Raw genomic sequence first — 23145 nt, 5'->3', positions numbered from 1 at the left:
GGACCGCCCGCCGGTCACGCGGTCGCCGGGGCCGGTCCCACCAGCTCGGTCAGGACGTCCTCCATGGTCACGAACCCGAGAACGGCGCCCGTCTCCCCCGTCACCGCCGCCAGGTGGCTCCCGCCGGCGCGCAGCGCGGTGAGGGTGTCGTCCAGCGGGGTGTCGATGCCGACCCGGGTGACGGGGTGCAGGGCGGTGCGCGGGAAGGGCCGGTCGCGGTCGGTGACGCCGAGGGTGTCCTTGATGTGCAGATAGCCCAGCAGGGTGTTGTCCGGTCCGGTGACCGGGAAGCGGGAGTACCCCGCCTCGGCGGCCGTCCGCTCCAGGCGGGCCGGGGTGACCGAGGCGTCCACGGTCCGCATCCTCTGGGCCGGGACGAGGATCTCGCCCACCGGACGTGTCCCCAGCTCCAGGGCGTCCCGCAGCCGCTCGCCGTCGGCCGGTGAGAGGAGTCCCGCCTCGCTGGCGTCGACGACCATGCGGGCGAGCTGGTCGTCGGTGAAGACCGACTCGACCTCGTCCCTGGGTTCCACGCGCAGCAGCTTCAGCAGGGCGTTGGCGAAGGCGTTGACGCCGAACACGAACGGCCTCAGCGCGCGGGTGAGGGCCACCAGGGGCGGTCCGAGGAGCAGCGCGGCCGGCACGGGGGCCGCGAGGGCGATGTTCTTCGGGACCATCTCGCCGATCAGCATGTGCAGATAGGTGGCCAGCGACAGGGCGATCACGAACGCGATCGGGTGCACCAGGCCGTCCGGGACGCGGGCCGCCTCGAAAGCCGGCTCCAGCAGGTGCGCGATGGCGGGTTCGGCGACCGCGCCGAGCACCAGAGAGGAGACGGTGATGCCGAGCTGGGCGGTGGCCATCATGGCGGAGAGGTGTTCGAGACCCCACAGAGTCATCCGGGCCCGCTTGTGGCCCTCCCGCGCGCGTGGCTCGATCTGGCTGCGGCGCACGGAGATCAGGGCGAACTCGCCGCCCACGAAGAACGCGTTGGTCAGCAGGGTCAGGGCGCCGATCAGCAGTTGCACGGTGGTCATCGGGTCTCCTCCCCCGCCCGGACCAGGGCCGGTGCGGTGATCCGGACACGGTCGGCCCGGTGGTGGTCGACCTCCAGGACCTCCAGACGCCAGCCGCCCTCCACCTCGACGCCGTCGCCCTTGGCGGGGATCCGCGCGAGGCGGGTGGCGATCAGTCCGGCCACGGTCTCGTACGGCCCCTCGGGAGCCGTGAGGCCTATCCCGGCAAGCCGGTCGACGCGGACGGAGCCCTCCGCCTCCCAGGCCCCGGCACCTGCGGGTCGCAGGTCGGGTATCTCTACGGGGTCGTGTTCGTCGCGGACCTCGCCGACGACCTCCTCGACGATGTCCTCCACGGTGGCCACACCCGCCGTGCCGCCGTACTCGTCGATCACGACGGCCATGGTGCGCGTCGCCCGCAGCCGCTCCAGGAGCCGGTCGGCGGTCAGGCTGTCCGGCACCAGCAGGGGCGCGGTGGCCAATGCGGTGACCGGGGTGACGGCCCGCTGCTCCGGCTCCAGGGCGAGCACGTCACGGATGTGGACGGTGCCGATGACCTCGTCGAGGCTGTCGCGGTAGACCGGGAAACGGGACAGGCCGGTGGCGTGGGTCAGGTTCGCGGCGTCGGCGGCACTGGCGTGGGCTTCGAGGGCCTTGACGTCGACGCGCGGTGTCATGACGTTCTCGGCGGTCAGCTCGCCCAGGTGCAGGGTGCGCACGAACAGCTCGGCGGAGTCGGCCTCCAGGGCGCCCTCGGCGGCGGAACGCTCGGCGAGCGCCACCAGCTCCTGGGGGCCGCGGGCGGAGGCCAGTTCCTCGGCGGGCTCCAGGCCGAGGCGTCGTACGGCGCGGTTCGCGGTGTTGTCGAGGTGCCGGATGAACGGGCCGAAGAGGGCGGTGAAGGCGCTCTGCGGTCCGGCCACCACCTTGGCGACGGCCAGCGGGCGGGAGATCGCCCAGTTCTTCGGCACGAGTTCGCCGACCACCATCAGCACGACGGTGGACAGGGCCACGCCCAGCGCGGTCGCCACCGGCGCGGCGGCCCCGCCGAGGCCGACGGCCCGCAGCGGGCCCTTGAGGAGCGCCGCGAGGGAGGGTTCGGCGAGCATGCCGATCACCAGCGAGGTGACCGTGATGCCGAGCTGGGCGCCGGAGAGCTGGAAGGTCAGCCGGCGTACGGCCCTCAGCGCACCCTCGGCACCCCGCTCCCCGGCCTCGGCGGCCCGCTCCAGGTCACCGCGCTCGACGGTGGTCAGGGAGAACTCGGCGGCGACGAAAACGGCGCAGGCCAGAGTGAGGAGGAGGGCCAGCAGAAGCAGCAGGATCTCGGTCACCGGGCCACCCCCGCTCCCCTGGTCGGGCGTCGGACGGCACGGCTGGTACTGGGAGGCTCACCCATCGCGGAACTGTGGCTCCTTCTCGTCGGTCGGGGGCATTCCACTCAAGAGTAAAGGACGAGCAAAGTGACCTGGCGGGGAGGAGCCGGGTACGCTGCCGGTCCGGCGGGCGTCGCGTCCGACTCCGGCGTCAACGTCTGACGGAGGCCTTCACATGTTCGGACTGAGCGAACTGGCGATCATCCTGATCGTCGTCATTGCCGTCCTCGCCATCAAGAAGGGTCCCGAGCTGACCCGTTCGACGGGAAAGTCGGCGCGCATCCTCAAGGCGGAGGCACGCGCGGCGAAGGAGGGCGGGCCGAACCCCCAGGTGATCCAGGGTGAGGTCGTCGAGCCCGGGAACACCACCGCGTCCAACTGATCGTTTCAGCGATTTCCCCGGCCTGCCCGGCGCGTACGGCGCCGGCGGCACCGGCTCTTTGTCGGACCCGCCTGCCAAGCAGGCCCGGGATGGCCCATGATGAGCGGGCCATGCACCGTTCCGTCACGACGACTCGCGCGCCTCTGCCCGTTCTGCGGGCCGCGGTGTTCGCCGTCGTCGGCACGGTGCTCGGGGTCAGCGCCCATCATCTGCTCGCCGAGGGCCCGGTGCCCTGGACGCGGAGCGCTGCCGCGACGGCCGTGCTCTTCGCGGTGGGCCTGGTCGGTGTGCAGCGGCCGCGCAGCCTGGCGACGGTCGTCGCCTGCAGCGTCGTAGGGCAGTCCGGGCTGCATGTGTGGATGACGCTCACCGCGCACGCGACGGCCGCCCATCAGCCGGGCGGGCACACGCACGACACCCACCCGGCATGGCACCAGCAGCCGCACGGCTCCCTCGCCATGACGGCGGCCCATGCGCTGGTCGCCGCCCTGGTCGCGGTCCTGCTGCACCGCGCGGACGCGGCCTGCTGGACGGTGGCCCGCGGAGTGACGGCGGCGCTCGACGCGGTGCGGCCCGGACTGGCCGCCGCCCGGCTGCTGTTCGCCCGGCCCGCGTCACCCGTGCCGACGGCCGCGGTGGCGGTGGTGCCGACCCGCGACGAACGGCCGCTCACCGGGCGGCCGTTGCTGGCGCACGCGGTGGTACGGCGGGGTCCTCCGGCGGCGAGCACGGTTCTCGCCCGCTGACCCCATCGGAACGCCGGTCCGGCCCACGCCGGACGGCCGGTCCGCCGTAGCACCCTGCCTGGAGACATCCATGTCCCGTATCACCACCCTGCCCCGCCTGTCCGTCGCCGTCGCCACGGCGGCGACCGCCGTGCTGCTCACCGCCGTTCCGGCCGCCGCCCACACGGAGGTCGAGACCGACAAGGCGCAGGCCCTCGCCGAGAACGTCACCGTCTCCTTCCACGCCGAGGCCGAGTCCGACTCCTCCGGGATCAAGGAGGTGCGGGTGGTCCTGCCCGAGGGCATCGCCCCGGCCGACGTGACCTACGAAGAGGGCCCCAAGGGCTGGAAGTTCAGCACGACCGACGACGGCTACACCGTCAGGGGCACGGAGTTGAAGACCGGCGAGAGCGCCGAGTACTCCGTCGTCGTACGGCAGTTGCCTGACGCCGAGGAGGTGCCCTTCAAGACCCTCCAGACCTACGGCGACGGTCACGTCGACCGCTGGATCGAGCTGGACGAGAACGGCGAGAACCCGGCACCCACGCTGAAGCTCAAGGCCGCGGCACCGGGCGCGACACCCGTCGGCACCTCGCCCAGTCCCTCGCCCAGCCTCTCCGAGAGCCCCGCCCCGACCGCCGCGGAGACGACCCCCGAGGCCTCACCGCAGGCCGCCGACACCGCGAAGGACGACGACGGCGGACTGTCCGCGGGCGCCTGGACCGGTATCGGTGCCGGCATCCTCGTGGCGGTGGCCGCAGTGGTCCTCGCGGTCCGGCGTCGGGGCGGCGCCGCGGAGTAGGCGGCGCCCCGTGCGCGGGATTTCGCACCCGGCCCGGATGAATCCCCCTCCTCCGGGTAGGCCAGCCACACACCCGACCCGGAGTTGGAGTGCCATGACCTGTGCGAACTCCCCTGCACGGCCCGGAACCTGGGCGGTGGCCCTCGCCGTCACCGCCCTGGTCCTGACCGGAGCCTGCGACGCCGAGGGCGGCGGTGACACCCCCGCGTCCCCGACGGCCCGCTCCTCCGCCGCCGGATCACCGGGCACGGACACGCCCGGGGGCTCACCGTCACCCTCCGCCTCCCCGACACCGACCCTCGCCGCGCCCTCGGATCCGGCACAGGCCGAGCAGGACATCCGGAAGGCGTGGAAGGTCCTCTTCGACCCCGGGTCCTCCCTGGACGAACGCACCGACAGCGTCGAGGACGGCGACGAGAACGCCCTGATGGTCGACAACCTCTTCCGCGACCCGAGCGGCAGCAAGCTGCGCGCCGAGGTGACCTCCGTGTCGTACACCTCGGACCGGTACGCCGACGTGGAATACGAGCTCACACGCGAGGACCGCCGACTGGACCCCGGCGGCCCGGGAGCGGCCGTACTCCAGGACGACGGCTGGAAGGTCGCCCTGCGGACGGTCTGCGCCCTGACCCGGCACGCGGAGGACGCCCCTGAGGCACCGAGTTGTCTGACGCCGTCCACTAGCCCTGCCGGAACAGGTCGTTGAGCTCCGTCTGGGAGAGCTGGCCGGCGGCGTAGGAGAAGGTGCCGTGGTCGGCCAACTCCCTTGCCGCGTCGAGCAGATGGCGGTACATGGCGCGGGCGATGCTGCCGCCGACCGTGACCCGTCGTACGCCGAGTCCGCGCAGGTCCTCGAGGGAGAGCGCGTTGCCGGTCAGGCCCATCACCACGTTGAGCGGGCCGTCGATCTCACGGACCAGCGTGCCGATGGTCGCGGCGTCGGCGGCGCCGGGGACGAACGCGCAGTCGGCGCCCGCGTCCAGGTAGGCGTTGGCCCGCCGTACGGCCTCCTCCAGCGGACCGCCGGTCAGGAGCACGTCGGTGCGGCCCACGAGGACGAAGGGCTCGTCGTGCGCCGTCAGGGTCTCGCGGGCGGCGCGGATGCGGTCGGAGGAGAGTTTCCCGTCGTACAGCGGCCGGGCGCGGTCCCCGGTGAAGTCCTCGATGTTGCCGCCCGCGGCTCCGGTGGCGAGGGTCATCGCGACGGTGGCGGCCACGGTCTCGGGCGACTCGCCGTATCCGTCCTCCAGGTCGGCGCTCAGCGGTACGGCGATCCCGTCCGCGATCTCACCGACGCGGCGCAGCATGGTCGCGCGGTCGACGCGGTCCTCGGGCGGCTGTTCGGCGAAGAAGTCGTGGTCGGGGCGCCCGAGGGAGAAGGCGACGCCGGCGCTCGTCGTCGCCACGGCCGGGAATCCGGCCGCCTGGAGGATCCGGGCGCTGCCCACGTCCCACGCGTTGGGGAGCAGGAAGCAGCCTTCGCGGTGCAGGTCGGCGAAGCGTTGCGCCTTGACTCGGCGGTCGGTGTCCACGCGGTCCTTCCCGGCCCGTCGCCCCTCGACGGGCTCCCGGAGAACGTACGCCGCAGGCGGCGCGAGGCGGACCGTTCTCGTCGTTGCTCTCCGCAGGCGGAGCGGCTTCACCGGCCGGGTGCCGGGGCCCGGCGACGCCTCCGCCGACGCACTCCGAGGCGCTGGGGCACACCCTGCGGCGGAGCCCGTACCTCGCCCCAGCCCCGTGGCCCCTGCGGGTCGCGGTCCTGTGCGCCCCCTAGGATGAGCCCGATGACCAGCCCCGAGCAACTGACGGCACTCTCGCCCACGCGGCGGGCGTTGCTCGTGCTCGGGCTGCTCATCGGGCTGTTGGCCATGCACGGGCTGGCCCCCGGGGGCGGGCTGGACGGCCACGAAGCCGGTCGCTCCGCGCACATGGCGCCCGTCGCCGTCAGTGTCGCCGTCGGTATCGACGAGCCCTGTCACGACGGTTGCGGTTCCGGACACCTTCACCACGCCGACCCGACCTGCGCGTCGGGCGCGGTGAGCGGTGGACCCGCGCTGCCCGCGCTCGTGCCCGACCCCGCCGCCACGGCCGTACGGGACGACGCTCTGCGCCCGGAGGCCGTCACCTCTCAGGACGGTGCCCGGGCGCCGCCCTCCCTCGCGGAACTCCAGCTCCTGCGGATCTAGACACGGCGTGCTTCGCCACGTCCGGATCCGTTTCGCACCACAGGAGTTCCCGTATGCGCACCACCCGATTCGCTGCCCTTTCCGTGAGCGCCGTGTTCGCTCTCGCCGCCTGTGGGGGCGGCAGCGACAGCACCGCCGCTTCCCACAACGCCCAGGACGTCTCCTTCGCGCAGGGCATGATCCCGCATCACCAGCAGGCCGTGGAGATGGCCGAACTCGCCGACGGCCGGGCCTCGTCCGGCGAGGTCAAGGACCTCGCAGCGCGCGTGGAGAAGGCCCAGGGGCCGGAGATCAGGACCATGACCGGCTGGCTGAAGACCTGGGAGGAGAACGTCCCGTCGTCGATGCCCGGGATGGATCACTCCTCGCACTCCGGGATGGCCGGGATGATGGACAGCGCCGACATGGACAAGCTGGGGAAGGCCTCCGGTGAGGACTTCGACTCCATGTTCCTGACCATGATGGTCGAGCATCACGAGGGTGCCGTGAAGATGGCCACGACCGAGCAGGACAAGGGCGCCTACAAGCCCGCCACGGACATGGCCGGTTCCATCGTCACCTCGCAGAACGCCGAGATCACCGAGATGAAGAAGCTCCTCGGCCAGAACTGACCCGCTCCGGCTCCGACTTCACCAGCGGGCGGGCTCACGGTTGACGCTCCCCTCTCCGGGCACCCGGAGAGGGGACTCTCCGGATCCGCGAGGAGCGACAGTGACCACAGGGCGACTCCCCGATCACGAGCAGCGCGTTCTCGACGAGGTGGAGCGCGCCCTGCGCCGCGACCGCCGACTGGACCGTCGGCTGCGCACACTGCGGCTGCGCCGACGGCCCGACCTGTCCCGGGTCACGCATTACCGGCCGCACATCCTGACCGTGGGCTTCCTGCTCGCGGTGTCGATCGCGCTGCTGGTGACCGGGATCGTCACGTCCCGCCCGGCGGTGATCTGGGCCTTCTCGGCCGTCTGGCCGCTGACCCTGTTCGCGTCCTTCCGGCTGATGTGCCGGTGGACGGAACGCTGAAGCACCGGCCGGCTCTCAGTCCTCGCCGCTCTCGAAGGCCGACTCGATCGGCCGCTCGTCGATGAGGACCCGCCCCTTCGGTGGCCCGGTGAGCAGCGCCCGTACGGCGGTCAGGACGTCCGGCGCCACATGACCGGCCTGTGCCGTCTCCTCGGGCCGGGTCCTCTCGTCCGGTACGAGGATTCCGTGCGCGCCCACCCTGGACGCGGCCTCGACGTCCGCCGCGTTGCCGACGACCGCGCAGTCGGCCGGGGCGGTGCACACGCGGCCCGCCGCCCAGAGGATCAGGCCCGTTTCGGGCGGACGGCAGTGGCAGCCGTCGTCCGGTTCGTGCGGGCAGACCCCCCAGATGTCGAAGGGGCCGAGGAGTTCGTCGACGCGGTGGTTGACGGCCCGTACGTCGGCGTCGCTGAGCCGCCCGTGCCCGACGCCGGGCTGCAGGGCGAGGAACCCGGTGCGGATGTCGTGCATCCGCAGCATGCCGAGCGCCTCTCGCACACCGGCCACCGGGCGCACCCGGTCCGGGTCGGACACGTCTTCGGCGAGGATGCTGCCACGGTCGAACAGCACCGTACGCAGGCGTGTCATGGGCCACCTCCCGGCTCTCGCGTGCACTCGTTCCCCTCCACGGGTAACCGCGCGAGACCGGTCCATGCGGCGGGAGCGTGTCCTGGCAGGTCACACCGCGAGCAGCTACGCGACCCGGCACCCCGTCAAACCAGTGGCGTCCCCTCCGACGAACGTCATAGCTTGTGCGCTCATGACTGACGCTCCGGAGATGCGCCCGAATCCACACGACCTCGGCCGGGTGTTCAACGAGGTGCCGGAGCTCTACGACCGGGTCCGGCCGGGATACCCCGACGAGCTGTTCGCGGACCTTGTCGCCGTTACCGGCGTGGCCGACAGGTCGTCGGTGCTGGAGGTGGGCTGCGGAACCGGTCAGGCGACGCGCTCGCTGGCAGCACTCGGATGCTCGGTGACCGCCATCGAGCCGGGCGCGAACTTGGCCGCCGTCGCTCGCCGACGCATGGCCTCCTTCCCCGACGTCGCAGTCGAGACGTCGACGTTCGAGGAGTGGGACGACCGCGGTCGACGCTTCGATGCTCTCGTGGCTGCGTCGTCGTGGCACTGGGTCGACCCGTCGGTCGGCTGGCAGCGGGCGCACGACGTGCTCCGTCCCGGAGGTTGGACGGCGCTGCTCGGCCACGTCGTCGTCCGCCGGCCGGGAGAGCCAGAGGTGTACGCCGAGACCGCCGATCTCCACGAGCGGTTCTGCCCCGGGAACCCCGACTGGGGTCATCCTCCCCTGGAGGACGAGGTGCGCACCACCGACGAGGGCTGGGGCCTGGTCGAAGACCCCGGAGGACTGTTCGGCTCACCGATCGTGCGCTGGTACCCGACCGTTCAGTGGTTCGACGGAGAGGGCTTCGCCGATCACCTTCGCTCGTTGTCGCTGTACCGGAGGCTCGACCGCGAGGTCCGGGAGCCCCTGCTCGACGCCGTCGCCGAGCGCATCCGCACGCGGATGGGCGACCGGGCATCACGCCGTTACCTGAGCGTCCTCCGTGTCGGACAGCGCGCCCGGTGAAACGGCCCGGGTCTGCCGTGCGGTTCGCTGTCCACAAGGCGTTGCCCCGCGGTCGGCGATCCGGTCGCGTTCATCCGGCCGTACGGGTGCGCGAGTTCGGAAGACGTCCAGAAGACGTCCAAGGGCGGAGCCGTCGGCCCCGCCCCGGACGGCGAGTTCACCCGGGGTACGCCTGCGCGCCCATGTCCCGCTGCGCCGTAGATGTGAGACCGGTATGAAATCCCCGCTGAACAGGCCTGATTCCCTAAGATCGGCGCGTGGTCACCTTTCTCCTCGAACGCACGGCCCCGCTCTCCCAGGACGAGGCCTGGCGCCGCCTCACGGAGTGGCCCCGCCACGGCGAGGTCGTTCCCCTGACGCGCGTCACCGTCGTGCCGCCCGGTCCGACGGCCGAGGGCACGCTCGTCGTGGCCCGTTCGGGGGTCGGCCCGCTCACCTTCGACGATCCCATGGAGGTCACGGTCTGGCGTCCTCCGGCGGAGGGCGTCTCGGGCCTGTGCCGGCTGGAGAAGCGGGGCCGGGTGGTGAAGGGCTGGGCCGAGCTGGAGGTGCACCCGGGCCCGGGCGGCCGTGCCCGGGTGGTCTGGCGTGAGCAACTCCGGGTCCGCTTCCTGCCCGCCCTGTTCAACCCTCTCCTGCGGGCCACGGCCCGGTCGGTGTTCGGACGGGCGCTGAACCGGCTGCTGCGAGGGGCGTGAAGGCAGCGGCCGGCGGTGACCGCTCAGGCCACCGAGCCGATCCGCCGGGCCGGGACCGACGTCACGTCGTGATGGATCGGGGTGTGTGCCCCGGTGAGGGAGACCCCGCTGCCGCCCCGCCGGGCCGCGACGATCTCCGCGGCGATGGACAGGGCCGTCTCCTCGGGCGTACGGGCGCCCAGGTCAAGGCCGATGGGTGACCGCAGCCGCGCCAACTCCAGCTCGGTCACGCCGACTTCGCGCAGGCGTTCGTTGCGGTCGAGGTGGGTGCGGCGGGAGCCCATGGCGCCGACGTAGGCGACCGGGAGCCGTAGGGCCAGTCGCAGCAGGGGTACGTCGAACTTGGCGTCGTGCGTGAGGACGCACATGACGGTCCGGGCGTCGACCTGCGTGCGCTCCAGATAGGTGTGCGGCCACTCGACGACTATCTCGTCGGCCTCCGGGAAGCGGGCCTCGGTGGCGAACACCGGGCGGGCGTCGCACACCGTCACGCGGTAGTTCAGGAACTTCCCGACCCGCACCAACGCGGAGGCGAAGTCGATCGCGCCGAAGACGATCATCCGGGGCGGGGGGACGGAGGACTCGACGAGCACGACGATCGGGGCGCCGCAGCGTGAGCCCTGTTCGCCGATCTCCAGGGTGCCGGTACGGCCCGCGTCCAGGAAGGCGCCGGCCTCCGCGGCGACCGTGCGGTCCAGTTCGGGATGGGCGCCGAAGCCGCCGTCGCAGGAGCCGTCGGGCCGTACGACGAGAGCGCGGCCGACGATCTCCCGCGGGCCGGAGACGATCCGTGCCACGGCCGCCGCCTCCCCGCGTGCGGCGGCCGCGAGCGCTGCCGTGACCGCCGTACGGACAAGGTCGCCGACCCGTACCGGGGTGACGAGGATGTCGATGACGCCGCCGCAGGTCAGGCCGACGGCGAAGGCGTCATCGTCGCTGTAGCCGAAGCGTTCGAGGACCGGCTCCCCGTCTTCCAGGGCCTGTCGGCACAGTTCGTAGACCGCGCCCTCGACGCAGCCGCCGGAGACCGAGCCGATCGCCGTGCCGTCGGCGTCCACCGCGAGGGCGGCGCCCGGCCGGCGGGGCGCGCTGCCGCCGACGGCCACCACGGTGGCCACGGCGAAGTCACGTCCCTGCTCGACCCACCGGTGCAGTTCTTCGGCGATGTCCAGCATCTCTCGGTCTCCTTGACAGCGGTTGCGTACAGGGGAGTTGGGCGGGCTAGTGGACGCCCATCCAGCTTTCGATCGGGTTGAGGGCGTAGTACACCAGGAAGATCACCGTCAGTCCCCACATGAAGGCGCCGATCTCCCGCGTCTTGCCCTGCGCGGTCTTGATGGCGACGTAGGAGATGACGCCGGCGGCGACACCCGCGGTGATCGAGTAGGTGAACGGCATGATCACGACGGTCAGGAAGACCGGGATCGCGGTGGCGCGGTCGGCCCAGTCGACGTGGCGGGCGTTCGTCATCATCATGGCGCCGATGACGACGAGGGCCGCGGCGGCCACCTCGCCGGGCACGATCGCCGTCAGCGGGGTGAAGAAGAGGCAGGCCGCGAAGAACAGGCCGGTGACGACGGAGGACAGCCCGGTGCGGGCGCCTTCCCCGACACCGGTGGCCGACTCGACGAAGACCGTCTGCCCGGAGGCCCCCGCCACGCCGCCGATCGCGCCGCCCGCGCCGTCGATGAACAACGCCTTGGACAGGCCCGGCATCCGGCCCTGGGCGTCGGCCAGCTTCGCCTCGGTGCCGACGCCGATGATGGTGGCCATCGCGTCGAAGAACCCGGCGAGGACCAGCGTGAACACGATCATGCCGACCGTCATCGCACCGACCTCGCCCCAGCCGCCGAACTCGACGTCCCCGAAGATCGAGAAGTCGGGCATCGACACCGCACTGCCGTGCAGTTCGGGGGCGCCGCTGGCCCACTGCTTCGGGGCGATGGCACCGACCGCGTTGAGGACGACGGCGAGTACGGTCCCACCCACGATCCCGATGAGGATCGCGCCGGGCACCCCGCGCGCCTGGAGCATGAAGATGGCGAGGAGGGTCACGGCGAACAACAGGACGGGCCAGCCCGCGAGTTCACCCGCCGGGCCGAGGGTGACCGGGGTCGCCCTGCCCTGGTGGACGAAGCCGGCCTTGTAGAAGCCGATCAGGGCGACGAACAGACCGATGCCCATGGTGATCGCGTGCTTGAGGGCCAGCGGGATCGCGTTCATGATCATCTCGCGCAGGCCGGTGACGACCAGCAGCATGATGACCACGCCGTACATCACGCACATGCCCATGGCCTGCGGCCAGGTCATCACGGGGGCGACCTGCGAGGACAGCACTCCGGAGACGGAGAGGCCGGCGGCCAGCGCGAGCGGCACCTTGCCGAGGAAGCCCATCAGCAGCGTGGTGAGGGCCGCCGCGAACGCGGTCGCGGTGATCAACGCGTTCTGGCCGAGGGTGTCCCCCGCCACGTCCTTGCCGGACAGGATCAGGGGGTTGAGCAGGAGGATGTACGCCATCGCCATGAAGGTCGTGATGCCGCCGCGCACTTCGCGGGCGACGGTGGACCCTCGCCGGGATATGTGGAAGTACCGGTCGAGCCAGGACCTGCCGGCCGGGACACGGGTTCCTTCACCCGCGTCGTCGGCGGTGGTCGCCGGCTCCAGTTGCTGCTGGGTCATGTGGGCCTACTCCCAAGGTTCACAGGGGCACCCGTACCAACCGCCTCGGCGGTCACGGGATTTGGGGAGGTGCTTCGGCCGCACGACCCGGGGGACGGCCCGAGACGAACGATCTGATTGCTCCGGGCGATGCGGCGAAGCGTGACGTTCCCGCGCGCCGCCCGGAGGGACCTACGCCGTGCCGGTGAGGTGTTCCGGCCTGACCGGCGTCCTGTTGAGCTCCAGCCCCGTCGCGTCGCGGATCGCCGCGAGCACGGCCGGGGTCGAGGACAGGGTGGGTGCCTCGCCGATGCCACGCAGTCCGTACGGCGCGTGGTCGTCGGCGAGTTCGAGCACGTCGACGGGGATGGTCGGCGTGTCGAGGATGGTGGGGATCAGGTAGTCCGTGAAGGACGGGTTCCTGACCTTGGCCGTCACGGGGTCGACGATGATCTCCTCCATCACCGCCACCCCCAGGCCCTGGATGGTGCCGCCCTGGATCTGGCCCACGACGGACAGCGGGTTGAGCGCCTTGCCGACGTCCTGCGCGCAGGCCAGCTCGATCACCTTGACCAGGCCGAGTTCGGTGTCGACCTCGACGACGGCGCGGTGGGCGGCGAAGGAGTACTGGACGTGTCCGAAGCCCTGCCCGGTGCGCAGGTCGAAGGCCTCGGTGGGCCGGTGCCGCCACTCGGCCTCGACCTCCACGGACTCCTCCTCCAGCACGTCGACCAGGTCCGCGAGGACCTCACCGCCGTCGGTGACGACCTTGCCGCCCTCCAGGAGCAGTTCGGCCGTCGCCCAAGCGGGGTGGTACGAACCGAACTTGCGGCGCCCGAGCTCCAGCACCTTCTCCCGGACGAGCTCGCAGGAGTTCTTCACGGCGCCGCCGGTGACGTACGTCTGCCGTGAGGCCGAGGTCGAACCCGCCGAGCCCACCTGGGTGTCGGCCGGGTGGATGGTCACCTGGGTGACACCGAGCTCGGTGCGGGCGATCTGCGCGTGGACGGTGACACCGCCCTGCCCGACCTCTGCCATGGCGGTGTGTACGGTCGCGACGGGCTCGCCCGCGATGACCTCCATGCGGACGCGCGCGGTGGAGTAGTCGTCGAACCCCTCGGAGAAGCCGACGTTCTTGATGCCGACCGCGTAGCCGACACCGCGTACGACGCCTTCGCCGTGGGTGGTGTTGGACAGACCGCCCGGCAGCTGCCGTACGTCGGCCGCCTCGCCGGCCGCGAGCCACTGCTGCTCCGGGGGAAGCGGCATCGCCTTGACGCGGCGCAGGAGTTCGGCGACGGGGGCGGGCGAGTCCACCGGCTGGCCGGTCGGCATGATCGTGCCCTGTTCCATGGCGTTCAGCTGCCGGAACTCGACCCGGTCGATGCCCACCGCGTCGGCGAGCTTGTCCATCTGGGCCTCGTACGCGAAGCACGCCTGGACCGCGCCGAAGCCGCGCATCGCGCCGCAGGGCGGGTTGTTGGTGTAGAGGGCGATGGCCTCGATGTCGACGTCGTCGACCACGTAGGGGCCGATCGACAGCGAGGCGGCGTTGCCGACCACGGCCGGGGAGGCCGAGGCGTAGGCGCCACCGTCCAGGACGATCCGGCACTTGACGTGGGTCAACTTGCCCTCGCGCGTGGCCCCGTGCTCGTAGGTGAGCTTGGCCGGGTGCCGGTGGACGTGTCCGAAGAAGGACTCGAACCGGTTGTAGACGATCTTGACGGGCTTGCCGGTGCGCAGGGCGAGCAGACAGGCGTGGATCTGCATCGACAGGTCCTCGCGGCCGCCGAAGGCCCCGCCGACGCCGGACAGGGTCATACGGACCTTGCGCTCGGGCAGGCCGAGGACGGGGGCGATCTGCCGCAGGTCGCTGTGCAGCCACTGGGTGGCGATGTAGAGGTGGACGCCGCCGTCCTCGTCCGGTACGGCGAGACCCGACTCGGGACCGAGGAAGGCCTGGTCCTGCATGCCGAAGGTGTACTCGCCCCGGACGACGAAGTCGGCGCGTTCGGCGGCCTGTTCGGCGTCGCCGCGGACGATCGGCTGGCGGTGCACGATGTTCGGGTGCGCGACATGGCCGACGTGGTGGTCGTCGCGGCCCTCGTGGATCAGGATCGCGTCCGGCGCGGTCGCGGACGCCTCGTCGGTGATGACGGGCAGCTCGCGGTACTCGACCTTGATCTTGGCGGCCGCGCGGCGGGCGGTCTCCGGGTGGTCGGCGGCGACGATGGCGACCGGCTCGCCGTGGTGGCGGACCCTGCCGTGGGCGAGGACCGGGGTGTCCTGGATCTCCAGACCGTAGTTCTTCACCTCGGTCGGCAGGTCGTCGTAGGTCATGACGGCGTACACGCCCGGCAGGGCCAGGGCCTCGCTCGTGTCGATCGACACGATCTCGGCGTGCGCGACGGTCGAGCGGAGGATCTGTCCCCAGAGCATGTCCTCGTGCCACATGTCGGACGAGTACGCGAACTCGCCGGTGACCTTGAGGGTGCCGTCGGGGCGGAGCGTGGACTCGCCGATGCCGCCCTTGGTCTTCGAACCCTGGGTGATCTTGCTAGGAGCGCCGTTGGCAGCCACGGTCAGACCTCCTGGGATTGCCGGGCGGCCGCGAGGCGGACCGCGTCCATGATCTTCTCGTAGCCCGTGCAGCGGCACAGGTTGCCCGACAGCGCCTCGCGGATGTCCGCGTCGCTCGGGTTCGGGGTGCGCTCCAGCATCTCGTCGGCGGCGACCAGCAGCCCCGGCGTGCAGAAGCCGCACTGGACGGCACCGGCGTCGATGAACGCCTGCTGGATCGGGGCGAGTTCGGTGCCTTCTCCGGCCTGGGAGTCCTGCCCCTCGGCTGCGTGCTGCCCGCAGGAGCGCTGCTTGGCGTGGTCCGCGAGCCCTTCGACGGTCACGACCTCGCGACCTTCCACCTGCCCGGCGGCGACGAGGCACGAGCACACCGGGACGTCGTCCAGCCGAACCGTGCAGGACCCGCACTCACCCTGCTCACAGGCGTTCTTCGACCCGGGCAGCCCGACCCGCTCCCGCAGCACATACAGAAGGGACTCGCCCTCCCACACGTCGTCCGCTTCCTGCGGCCGTCCGTTGACAGTGAAATTGACGCGCATCAGGCGACTCCCTCCGTGTCGGCGGCGGTGCCGCGGTACGACTCCCAGGTCCAGGTCAGCGTGCGTCGGGCCATGATGCCGACCGCGTGACGGCGGTAGCTCGCCGTACCCCGGACGTCGTCGATCGGGTTGCAGGAGGCGGCGCACAGGTCCGCGAACTGCTTGGCGACCGACGGGGTGATGATCCTGCCGTTGTCCCAGAACCCGCCTTCTTCCAGAGCGGCGTTCAGGAACTCCTCTGCGGTCTTGGCCCGCACGGGTGTGGGAGCGGCGGAACCGATCCCCGTCCGCACGGTCCGTGTCTCGGGGTGCAGCGCGAGCCCGAAGGCGCACACGGCGATCACCATCGCGTTGCGGGTGCCGACCTTGGAGTACTGCTGGGGCCCGTCGGCCTTCTTCACGTGAACGGCCCGGATGAGCTCGTCGGCGGCCAGCGCGTTGCGCTTCACACCGGTGTAGAACGCGTCGATCGGGATGAGACGCGATCCGCGTACGGACTCCACCTCGACCTCGGCGCCCGCCGCGAGCAGGGCGGGGTGGGCGTCGCCGGCCGGGGAGGCGGTGCCGAGGTTGCCGCCGACGCCGCCGCGGTTGCGGATCTGCGGGGAGGCCACGGTGTGCGAGGCGAGGGCCAGGCCCGGCAGCTCACCGCGCAGGTTCTCCATGATGTGGGTGTACGGCACGGAGGCGCCGAGCCGCACGGAGTCCTCGCCGACCTCCCACTCGGTGAGGTCGGTGACGCGGTTCAGGTCGAGCAGGTACTCGGGCCGCCGGTGGTCGAAGTTGATCTCGACCATCACGTCGGTGCCGCCCGCGATGGGCACAGCGGTGGGGTGCTCGGCCTTGGCGGCGAGCGCCTCCTCCCAGCTGGCGGGGCGAAGGAAGTCCATGACCGGCCCTCTTCTACGTCTCGTGGTCGTACGGATCGAGCCAGATCGTGTGCGGCGGCCCCGGCTCGTTCATGTGGTGTTTACGTGGAGTGGAGCCAGTACACAGCGCCGTACTCCGACCGGGTCAGTCACGGAAACCATGAAGGAGTTGGCTGGTCGCGGCCCTCATCTTGTAGATTCATATGAACGGAGGTCCTCGGTAACCTCCATGTTTTCCTGTGGAAACGTGCGGCACAGCCCACGTGACCTGGGACACAGCCCCGGAGGCGGCAAGGGCGGCTTCCCACTCCACCGGTCCCCTCTCCATCGTAGATTTCGAGACAAAGAACGGCGGCGACGAGAATGCGGCTGCGCGCACTGCTGGACACGGACGCGCTGGGCCTGCGGCTGCTCGGCGGCGAGGACGAGCTGGACCGCACCGTGCGCGGTGTGATGACCACGGACCTGCGCGACCCGAGCCGCTACCTCTCGGGCGGGGAACTGGTCCTGACGGGCCTCGCCTGGCGCCGGGACGCCGCCGACTCGGAGCCTTTCGTACGACTGCTCGTACAGGCCGGGGTGGTCGCGCTGGCCGCCGGCGAGGCGGAACTGGGCAACGTCCCGGACGACCTGGTCGTCGCCTGCGCCCGCCACCGGCTCCCGCTCTTCGCGGTGCACGAGTCGGTGGCGTTCGCGACGATCACCGAGCATGTCGTACGGCAGGTCTCGGGCGAGCGCGCGGGTGACCTCGCGGCCGTGGTGGACCGGCATCGCCGCATGATGACGTCGGGCCCGGCGGGCGGCGGCCCCGACGTGGTGCTGGACCTGCTGGGCTCGGACCTGGACCTGCGCGCCTGGGTCCTCTCCCCCACCGGCCGGCTGATCGCGGGCCCCAAGGTGGCGGGCCCCGGCCTGCCGGGCGACATCTGCGCGAGGCTCGCGGCGGAACACCTCGCCGCCGTCCGCACCGGCCGCCGCGGCCCTCACCGGATCACGCTCGGCTCGTCGACGTACTCCCTCTTCCCGGTCCGCCCCACCGCCCGCACCTCGCGGGACGTGCGCGAAACCGTCCTCTCCGACTGGCTGCTGGCGGTCGAGGCGGACGCCGGCGACTGGCCCGAGGGGCGCCTCGACCTCCTCCAGGGCGTCACCCAGCTGATCGCCGTGGAGCGCGACCGCAGGGACGCGGCCCGCACGGTCCGGCGCCGTCTGGCCGAGGAGGTCCTGGAACTGGTGCAGACCGGGGCCGCCCCCGCCGAGATCGCCGCACGTCTGCGGGTGGCGGCCCCGGTCCTGCTCCCCGGCCTCGGAGCGGCCCCCCATTGGCAGGTGGTCGTGGCGAAGGTCGAATGGCGGGACGGCGACCCGGAGGGCGGCCCGGTGGCCCAGTCCCTCCTCGAGGAGATCCTGGTGGACCCCCTCGCGACCGGGCCCGAACCCTCCGACCGCATCGCGGTGGCCCAGACGGACGACGAGGCGATCGCCCTGGTGCCCCTGCCCGCGGTCTCGGCCGAGCACGACGGCTCGGAGGCCGGCATCCTGGCCGACGCCCTCCTGGAAGCGGTCCGGGACCCGCTCTCCGCGGGCCTGGACGGCGACGGCAGGGTCACCCTGGGCGTCAGCGCGTCCGTCCACTCCGCGGAGGGCCTCAGGGGCGCTCTGGAGGAGGCCCGCCACGCCCGCAGGGTGGCGGCGGCCCGCCCGGGCGCGGTGTGCGCGGCAGGCCACCAGGAACTGGCGTCGCACGTCCTGCTGCTGCCGTTCGTGCCCGACGACGTCCGCCGCGCCTTCACGGCCCGCCTCCTGGACCCCCTGCGCGACTACGACCGCCGCCACCGGGCCGAGTTGATCCCCACCCTGGAGGCGTTCCTCGACTGCGACGGCTCCTGGACCCGCTGCGCAACCCGCCTCCACCTGCACGTCAACACGCTGCGCTACCGCGTCGGCCGCATCGAGCAGTTGACGAGCCGTGATCTCTCGCGCCTCGAGGACAAGCTGGATTTCTTCCTGGCACTGAGGATGAGCTGAGACCCGTGAGCACCCGGACGCCCATGACTTTGTGAATTCCTTCACCCACCCCCTTGGCCGGGCCCCGCGTTTCGTGCTGAGATGCCGCCACCACTCAAAGCTCGATGGCGCGCTCGGGGAGGGCAATGTGGCGGATACCGCCATGTCCGGAAACGGAACGACCGCCGGTGACGATCCACTCCAGACAGCGGTATGGCGGCTGCGCTCCCGGGCCTGCTGGGCCGACGCGGCCGCCCTGCTCCAGCCGGTCACCGCGGCGGCGGCCCTGCAACGCACGGCGCTGCTGGTGGAGCGCTGTCTGTACACCGAGCAGGGCTGGCCGGAGGCGGAGGACGCGCTGCGCACCGCCGAGGCCCTCGCCCACGGCGACGACGAACGGGGGGCCGCCGCTTGTGAACGGGGGTACCTTGCGTACGCGGCGACGCTCCACGGCGTCCGTGACCGCGCGGACGAGGCGAGAGCGGCACTGGGCCGGGCGGCGGCGCTGATCCCTCCGGGGGCCGAGGACCGGGCGCTGCTGGACTTCCGCCGAGGGCTGCTGGCCGAGAACCTGGCCCACTCGCCTCAGTCGGCCCGCGCGGCCTACCGCCGCGCCCATGCGGGCGCCACGGCCCACTCCGACCCCCTGCTGCTCTCCTTCACCTGGCGCCATCTCGCCGGACTGGCCCTGCGGGACGGGGAGTTGGCCGAGGCGCGGCACGGGTTCGCCGAATCACTGAGGATCCGGGAGGAGTTGGGATACCTGGTGGGAACCGCGCCGGCCCTCGCCTCCCTGGCGGACGCCGAGGTGGAGCCGGAGGCGTCCCGGCTGCGCGAGGAGGCGAGGCGGTTGCACCGGCTGCTCGGGGGCGTACCCACCTGGCTGGAACGGCAGTTGAGTCCGCCGGCGGCGAGCGCGTGAACCGACCGCATCCGTAGCCGTACCGGCCGGCTGTGGGCCGGCGGGTCCTTCACACGGCCCCCGGCCCCGGTCCCGGCTCGCCGCACCAACCCCTCTCAGGCGTCAGGCACCGGTGAAGTGCTCGCCCACCAGTCCCCGCACCACATCCAGATCCCGCGCGATCAACGCGTCCAGCAGCGCCGTGTGTTCCGCCGCGTCGGCGATCAGGTCCGCCCGGCCACGCGAGGCGGGACCGCCCACCAGCGGCCACTGCGAGCGCCGGTGCAGGTCCGCCGCGATCTGGACCAGCTGCTCGTTCCCCGACAGCAGCAACAGCGCCCGGTGGAACTCCCGGTCGGACTCGGCGTACGTCGCCCGGCACCCCGTCGACGCCGCCCGCACCGTGGCCTCCGCGAGCGGCCGCAGCTCCGCCCACCGCTCGACCGACACACTCCGCGCCAGCCGCAGCATCACCGGCACCTCGATGAGCGCCCGTACCTCCGACAGCTCGGCCAGCTCACGGGCCCCGCGCTCGACGACCCGGAAGCCGCGGTTGGGAACGACCTCCACCGCCCCCTCCTGCGCGAGCTGCTGCATGGCCTCCCGCACCGGCGTGGCCGAGACCCCGAAGCGATCCCCCAGCGCGGGCGCCGAGTACACCTCGCCGGGCCGCAACTCCCCCGTCACCAGCGCCGTACGCAGGGCGTCGAGGATCTGTCCGCGCACGGAGGAGCGCTGCACGACGGGCCGCGGAATGGGCACCTCGCTGTGCGTGTGCTCACCCCGGACACCGGATTGTGCCTCGGCCCGGGCGCGGGACAGGTCGGAGGCCCGCAGCTGCGGCGGCACCCGAGCCGCCCCCACAGCCTGATCCATGGGTCCTCCTCCGGACGTTTCGGTACTTGGGGTCATTACTGCGGGTTGTTACTCACCCGTCAAGCACCTTAGGCGCAGAAGGCGTCAGTTCAAATCCCGAAAACATTCGGTAAGGTAAGCCTTACCTCTGAGGGGTGCCCCCGGGTGCCCGCGACGACGACTGCGAATCGGTGGCCCTACATGCCCGTACCGCTGCTCGCCCCCCGTTCGGCGCTCTCCGCCGCGTACGCGCGCGTGACCGAGGCCCTGCCGGTACTGACCGTCACGGAACTGTCGCCCGCCACCCCCCTCCCGAGCACCGACGGCTGGGTCACCGCGGCGGCCCTCGCGGAGAACGGCGAAGCCCTGGACGCCTTCCTCGCCTGGGACGCCGAGCAGATCCTCAGGGACAACGGCAAGCAGGCCCGCCCGGACGTGATCGCCAGTTTCGGACTGCACCGCTACGCCTGGCCGGCCTGTCTCCTCTTCACGGCACCCTGGTTCCTGCACCGCAGGGTCCCCCGTTACCCCCTGACGCACGTCTCGTACGACCGCACCCGGGGGCCGATGGCCCTCGCGGTCCGCCCGGGCACGTTCGCCTGCCTCCCGGACGACCCGGCGGCCGACCTCCCCGGCGCCCGCACGGTCCCCGACGAGGAGGCCCTGCGCGCCGAACTGAGGGAGGCGACGGCCGAGCATCTCGAGCCGCTCCTCGCCGCCTTCGGGCCCCGCATGCGCCGCCGCAGCAGGGCCCTGTGGGGCATGGTGACCGACGAGATCGTCGAGGGCATCTGGTACGTCGCCGAACTTCTCGGCGAGCACGAGAAGCGCCGGGCCGAGCACGCCCTGGACCTTCTCCTGCCCAGGACACCCGGGACGAGCAGGCCGTACGTCGGCTCACCCGGCTTCCGCGTACTGAACGGTCCGGACGGCACACACCTGCCCACCCGGGACCGGGTGAGCTGCTGCATGTACTACACACTGGCCCCGGACGACACCTGCGCCACCTGCCCGCGCACCTGCGACACGGCCCGGATCGCCAAGCTCACGGCGGTCGCGGCAAGTTGAGGCCCCCTCAGGGCGACCCCCGGCGCGGGCGCGGTTTTCCCCTCCCGTAAGATCAACGCCGACTGGGACGCCCGTTCGGTTACAGGCAATTCACAACTTCCTCACTTGCCGCAGGAACTTTCCGTTGAACCACCCGTACGGGTAGTCTTATTCGAACTCAACTCCCGCCCCTCAAGCGGCAGTTCGAGCAATACGCTGCCCTGGGCAACTCCCTTGCACTTCCTTGGCGGCCTCTTGCCCCGAAACCCCCTGAGGGCCGGTGGGAGTGGGCCACTATGGCGGGCGTTACGCCCTATCCCAATGCAAGGGACCCCAGATGAGACTGACCGACATATCGCTTAACTGGTTGCTTCCGGGCGCCGTACTGCTCCTGGGCATGCTGGCGGCGGTGGCGGTGCTCGCGCGGAGCAAGCGGTCCGGCGGGGAGCACGCGAAAGACGACTCGTGGGAGCGGACCGAGGAGCGTCGCAGGCGCAAGGAAGCCATATACGGCACCGCCTCCTATGTCCTCCTGTTCTGCTGTGCGGCGGTGGCCGCCGCGCTCTCCTTCCACGGCCTGGTCGGCTTCGGCCAGCAGAACCTCGGCCTCACCAACGGCTGGGAATACCTGGTGCCGTTCGGCCTGGACGGCGCGGCGATGTTCTGCTCCGTGCTCGCGGTGCGCGAGGCCAGCCACGGTGACGCGGCGCTCGGCTCCCGGATACTGGTGTGGACGTTCGCGGGCGCGGCGGCCTGGTTCAACTGGGTGCACGCGCCCAGGGGTTTCGGCCACGACGGCGCTCCGCAGTTCTTCTCCGGCATGTCCCTTTCGGCGGCCGTACTGTTCGACCGCGCGCTGAAGCAGACCCGCCGGGCCGCGCTGCGCGAGCAGGGTCTGGTGCCGCGGCCGCTGCCGCAGATCCGTGTGGTGCGTTGGCTGAGGGCGCCGCGCGAGACGTACAAGGCCTGGTCGCTGATGCTTCTGGAGAACGTCCGCAGCCTCGACGAGGCGGTCGACGAGGTCCGTGAGGACCAGCGCCAGAAGGAGACGACGCGGCTGCGGCGTCGCGAGCAGCAGCGGGTGGAGCGGGCGCAGCTCAAGGCCATCAGCCGAGGCCACCGCGGTTTCGTCGGCCGGCGCCAGTTGGAGCAGCCGCAGGCAGCGCTGGAGCGGGCCTCCACGGAGCCCTCCATACCCGCCCCGGACCCGCTGCCGGTGCGTCAGCGTCCTTCTCTGCAGCCCGTTCGGCACGGGGCCGATTCGCACTCGGTCGACCTCACTTCGGAGGACGACACAATGGCGCTGCCGCGTCTCGACTCCCTTGAGCGCAAGCTGAAGGACCTCGAGCAGCAGTTCGGCTGAGGCCGAATGGCCCGAGCACCACGGGAAGGGGGCGTGACCGACGCGGTCACGCCCCCTTCCCGTGGTTACGCCGCTCCGGCGTCGAGTTCGAACCAGACGGCCTTGCCCACGCCGTGTGCCTGTACGCCCCAGGCGTCCGCGAGGGACTGCACCAGGACCAGGCCCCGGCCGTGCGTACCGTCGTCGCCGCCGGGTACGCGCATCCTGGGCAGCCGGGCGACGAAGTCACGTACCTCCACCCGCAGGGACCGGGGCCCCACGGTGGCCGTGACGACCGCGTCGTGATCGGTGTGCACGAGTGCGTTGGTGACGAGTTCGCTGGTGAGCAGTTCCGCTATCTCCGATCGCCCGGGCTTCCCCCACTGCCGTAGCAACTCGCGCAGAGCCCTGCGTGTCTCAGGTACGGCCCCCAGGTCCGCCCGCTCCAGTCTGCGCCGGAGCTGTGGCGACCTCGCCTGCTCCGAGGCGCTGTCGGCGTTCTCCTCCACTGTGTCTGCCGAGAAGGCCCCTACTGCCGTGGGACCGCCTCCTCG

The 23145-nt window shown here is 71.7% G+C and carries 24 protein-coding genes; 13 read left to right on the top strand and 11 right to left on the bottom strand.

Features of this window, described 5'->3' with window-relative positions:
• Positions 1 to 14: 14 nt before the first annotated feature.
• Together ACFYRX_RS11080 and ACFYRX_RS11075 are read right to left on the bottom strand one after the other, a co-directional pair.
• Positions 15 to 1037: a hemolysin family protein gene (locus tag ACFYRX_RS11080; protein ID WP_389098148.1), complete on the bottom strand. Its 1023-nt coding sequence runs from the start codon at positions 1035 to 1037 to the stop codon at positions 15 to 17.
• Entirely contained in the window at positions 1034 to 2350 is a 1317-nt protein-coding gene (locus tag ACFYRX_RS11075) for a hemolysin family protein (protein ID WP_389098147.1), read from the bottom strand. Before ACFYRX_RS11075 ends, ACFYRX_RS11080 begins: the two co-directional genes overlap by 4 nt.
• A 217-nt stretch (positions 2351 to 2567) precedes the next feature.
• Between ACFYRX_RS11075 and ACFYRX_RS11070 the strand changes: the two genes are divergently transcribed.
• From ACFYRX_RS11070 to ACFYRX_RS11055, 4 genes are all read left to right on the top strand, one after another.
• The gene (locus ACFYRX_RS11070) at positions 2568 to 2774 is read left to right on the top strand and encodes a twin-arginine translocase TatA/TatE family subunit (protein WP_389098145.1); all 207 of its coding nucleotides are present in this window, start codon (positions 2568 to 2570) and stop codon (positions 2772 to 2774) included.
• Positions 2775 to 2884: 110 nt separating this feature from the next.
• On the top strand, positions 2885 to 3520 hold the full coding sequence (locus ACFYRX_RS11065; protein WP_389098143.1) for a hypothetical protein: 636 nt from the start codon (positions 2885 to 2887) through the stop codon (positions 3518 to 3520).
• A gap of 70 nt (positions 3521 to 3590) precedes the next feature.
• A complete protein-coding gene (locus ACFYRX_RS11060) occupies positions 3591 to 4301 on the top strand; it encodes a DUF1775 domain-containing protein (protein WP_389098141.1) in 711 nt (236 codons plus the stop codon).
• Positions 4302 to 4395: 94 nt separating this feature from the next.
• Complete coding sequence (locus ACFYRX_RS11055) at positions 4396 to 5007, top strand: hypothetical protein (protein ID WP_389098139.1); 612 nt, start codon at positions 4396 to 4398, stop codon at positions 5005 to 5007.
• Here ACFYRX_RS11055 and ACFYRX_RS11050 read toward each other — a convergent pair.
• The gene (locus tag ACFYRX_RS11050) at positions 4982 to 5833 is read right to left on the bottom strand and encodes an isocitrate lyase/phosphoenolpyruvate mutase family protein (protein ID WP_389098137.1); all 852 of its coding nucleotides are present in this window, start codon (positions 5831 to 5833) and stop codon (positions 4982 to 4984) included. The genes ACFYRX_RS11055 and ACFYRX_RS11050 overlap by 26 nt on opposite strands.
• A 252-nt stretch (positions 5834 to 6085) precedes the next feature.
• Here ACFYRX_RS11050 and ACFYRX_RS11045 point away from each other — a divergent pair, with 252 nt between their 5' ends.
• From ACFYRX_RS11045 to ACFYRX_RS11035, 3 genes are all read left to right on the top strand, one after another.
• The gene (locus tag ACFYRX_RS11045) at positions 6086 to 6487 is read left to right on the top strand and encodes a DUF6153 family protein (RefSeq protein WP_389098135.1); all 402 of its coding nucleotides are present in this window, start codon (positions 6086 to 6088) and stop codon (positions 6485 to 6487) included.
• Positions 6488 to 6540: 53 nt separating this feature from the next.
• Complete coding sequence (locus ACFYRX_RS11040) at positions 6541 to 7098, top strand: DUF305 domain-containing protein (protein ID WP_389098133.1); 558 nt, start codon at positions 6541 to 6543, stop codon at positions 7096 to 7098.
• 100 nt (positions 7099 to 7198) lie between these two features.
• On the top strand, positions 7199 to 7507 hold the full coding sequence (locus tag ACFYRX_RS11035; RefSeq protein WP_389098131.1) for a DUF3040 domain-containing protein: 309 nt from the start codon (positions 7199 to 7201) through the stop codon (positions 7505 to 7507).
• Positions 7508 to 7522: 15 nt separating this feature from the next.
• On the opposite strand, the gene ACFYRX_RS11030 is transcribed toward ACFYRX_RS11035, so the two are convergent.
• Complete coding sequence (locus tag ACFYRX_RS11030) at positions 7523 to 8095, bottom strand: HAD-IIIA family hydrolase (RefSeq protein ID WP_389098129.1); 573 nt, start codon at positions 8093 to 8095, stop codon at positions 7523 to 7525.
• Between the two features lie 133 nt (positions 8096 to 8228).
• Between ACFYRX_RS11030 and ACFYRX_RS11025 the strand changes: the two genes are divergently transcribed.
• Together ACFYRX_RS11025 and ACFYRX_RS11020 are read left to right on the top strand one after the other, a co-directional pair.
• Positions 8229 to 9095, top strand: coding sequence for a class I SAM-dependent methyltransferase (locus tag ACFYRX_RS11025; protein ID WP_389098127.1), 867 nt, complete (start codon positions 8229 to 8231; stop codon positions 9093 to 9095).
• A gap of 257 nt (positions 9096 to 9352) precedes the next feature.
• A complete protein-coding gene (locus ACFYRX_RS11020; protein WP_389098125.1) occupies positions 9353 to 9793 on the top strand; it encodes an SRPBCC family protein in 441 nt (146 codons plus the stop codon).
• A 23-nt stretch (positions 9794 to 9816) separates the two neighbouring features.
• Here ACFYRX_RS11020 and ACFYRX_RS11015 read toward each other — a convergent pair whose 3' ends face one another.
• The 5 genes from ACFYRX_RS11015 to ACFYRX_RS10995 all read right to left on the bottom strand — a co-directional run bounded on the left by ACFYRX_RS11015 (position 9817) and on the right by ACFYRX_RS10995 (position 16460).
• Positions 9817 to 10968, bottom strand: coding sequence for an XdhC family protein (locus ACFYRX_RS11015; RefSeq protein WP_389098123.1), 1152 nt, complete (start codon positions 10966 to 10968; stop codon positions 9817 to 9819).
• Between the two features lie 46 nt (positions 10969 to 11014).
• The gene (locus ACFYRX_RS11010) at positions 11015 to 12472 is read right to left on the bottom strand and encodes an NCS2 family permease (RefSeq protein WP_389098121.1); all 1458 of its coding nucleotides are present in this window, start codon (positions 12470 to 12472) and stop codon (positions 11015 to 11017) included.
• 171 nt (positions 12473 to 12643) lie between these two features.
• Positions 12644 to 15031, bottom strand: a complete 2388-nt coding sequence (locus tag ACFYRX_RS11005; protein ID WP_389098119.1) for a xanthine dehydrogenase family protein molybdopterin-binding subunit — start codon at positions 15029 to 15031, stop codon at positions 12644 to 12646.
• A 2-nt stretch (positions 15032 to 15033) separates the two neighbouring features.
• Positions 15034 to 15570 (bottom strand): (2Fe-2S)-binding protein, encoded by a 537-nt coding sequence (locus ACFYRX_RS11000; RefSeq protein ID WP_389098117.1) that lies wholly within the window; start codon positions 15568 to 15570, stop codon positions 15034 to 15036.
• The gene (locus ACFYRX_RS10995) at positions 15570 to 16460 is read right to left on the bottom strand and encodes an FAD binding domain-containing protein (RefSeq protein WP_389098115.1); all 891 of its coding nucleotides are present in this window, start codon (positions 16458 to 16460) and stop codon (positions 15570 to 15572) included. Before ACFYRX_RS10995 ends, ACFYRX_RS11000 begins: the two co-directional genes overlap by 1 nt.
• Before the next feature lie 342 nt (positions 16461 to 16802).
• Between ACFYRX_RS10995 and ACFYRX_RS10990 the strand changes: the two genes are divergently transcribed.
• Together ACFYRX_RS10990 and ACFYRX_RS10985 are read left to right on the top strand one after the other, a co-directional pair.
• Complete coding sequence (locus ACFYRX_RS10990; protein WP_389098113.1) at positions 16803 to 18467, top strand: PucR family transcriptional regulator; 1665 nt, start codon at positions 16803 to 16805, stop codon at positions 18465 to 18467.
• Positions 18468 to 18594: 127 nt separating this feature from the next.
• Positions 18595 to 19368: a hypothetical protein gene (locus ACFYRX_RS10985; RefSeq protein WP_389098111.1), complete on the top strand. Its 774-nt coding sequence runs from the start codon at positions 18595 to 18597 to the stop codon at positions 19366 to 19368.
• Between the two features lie 102 nt (positions 19369 to 19470).
• Here ACFYRX_RS10985 and ACFYRX_RS10980 read toward each other — a convergent pair whose 3' ends face one another.
• Entirely contained in the window at positions 19471 to 20223 is a 753-nt protein-coding gene (locus ACFYRX_RS10980) for a GntR family transcriptional regulator (RefSeq protein WP_389098109.1), read from the bottom strand.
• Positions 20224 to 20403: 180 nt separating this feature from the next.
• Between ACFYRX_RS10980 and ACFYRX_RS10975 the strand changes: the two genes are divergently transcribed.
• Positions 20404 to 21270 (top strand): (2Fe-2S)-binding protein, encoded by an 867-nt coding sequence (locus ACFYRX_RS10975; protein ID WP_389098107.1) that lies wholly within the window; start codon positions 20404 to 20406, stop codon positions 21268 to 21270.
• A gap of 316 nt (positions 21271 to 21586) precedes the next feature.
• Positions 21587 to 22612 carry a DUF2637 domain-containing protein gene (locus ACFYRX_RS10970; protein ID WP_389098105.1) on the top strand — a complete coding sequence of 342 codons (1026 nt, stop codon included), beginning with the start codon at positions 21587 to 21589 and terminating at the stop codon, positions 22610 to 22612.
• Between the two features lie 65 nt (positions 22613 to 22677).
• On the opposite strand, the gene ACFYRX_RS10965 is transcribed toward ACFYRX_RS10970, so the two are convergent.
• On the bottom strand, positions 22678 to 23100 hold the full coding sequence (locus ACFYRX_RS10965) for an ATP-binding protein (protein ID WP_389098103.1): 423 nt from the start codon (positions 23098 to 23100) through the stop codon (positions 22678 to 22680).
• Between the last annotated feature and the right edge of the window lie 45 nt (positions 23101 to 23145).

The organism is Streptomyces sp. NPDC005374 (assembly GCF_042872225.1).
Taxonomy (GTDB): Bacteria; Actinomycetota; Actinomycetes; order Streptomycetales; family Streptomycetaceae; genus Streptomyces.
Note: the sequence above shows the minus strand (reverse complement) of the source record. Positions and strands in the feature narration are given on the sequence as shown.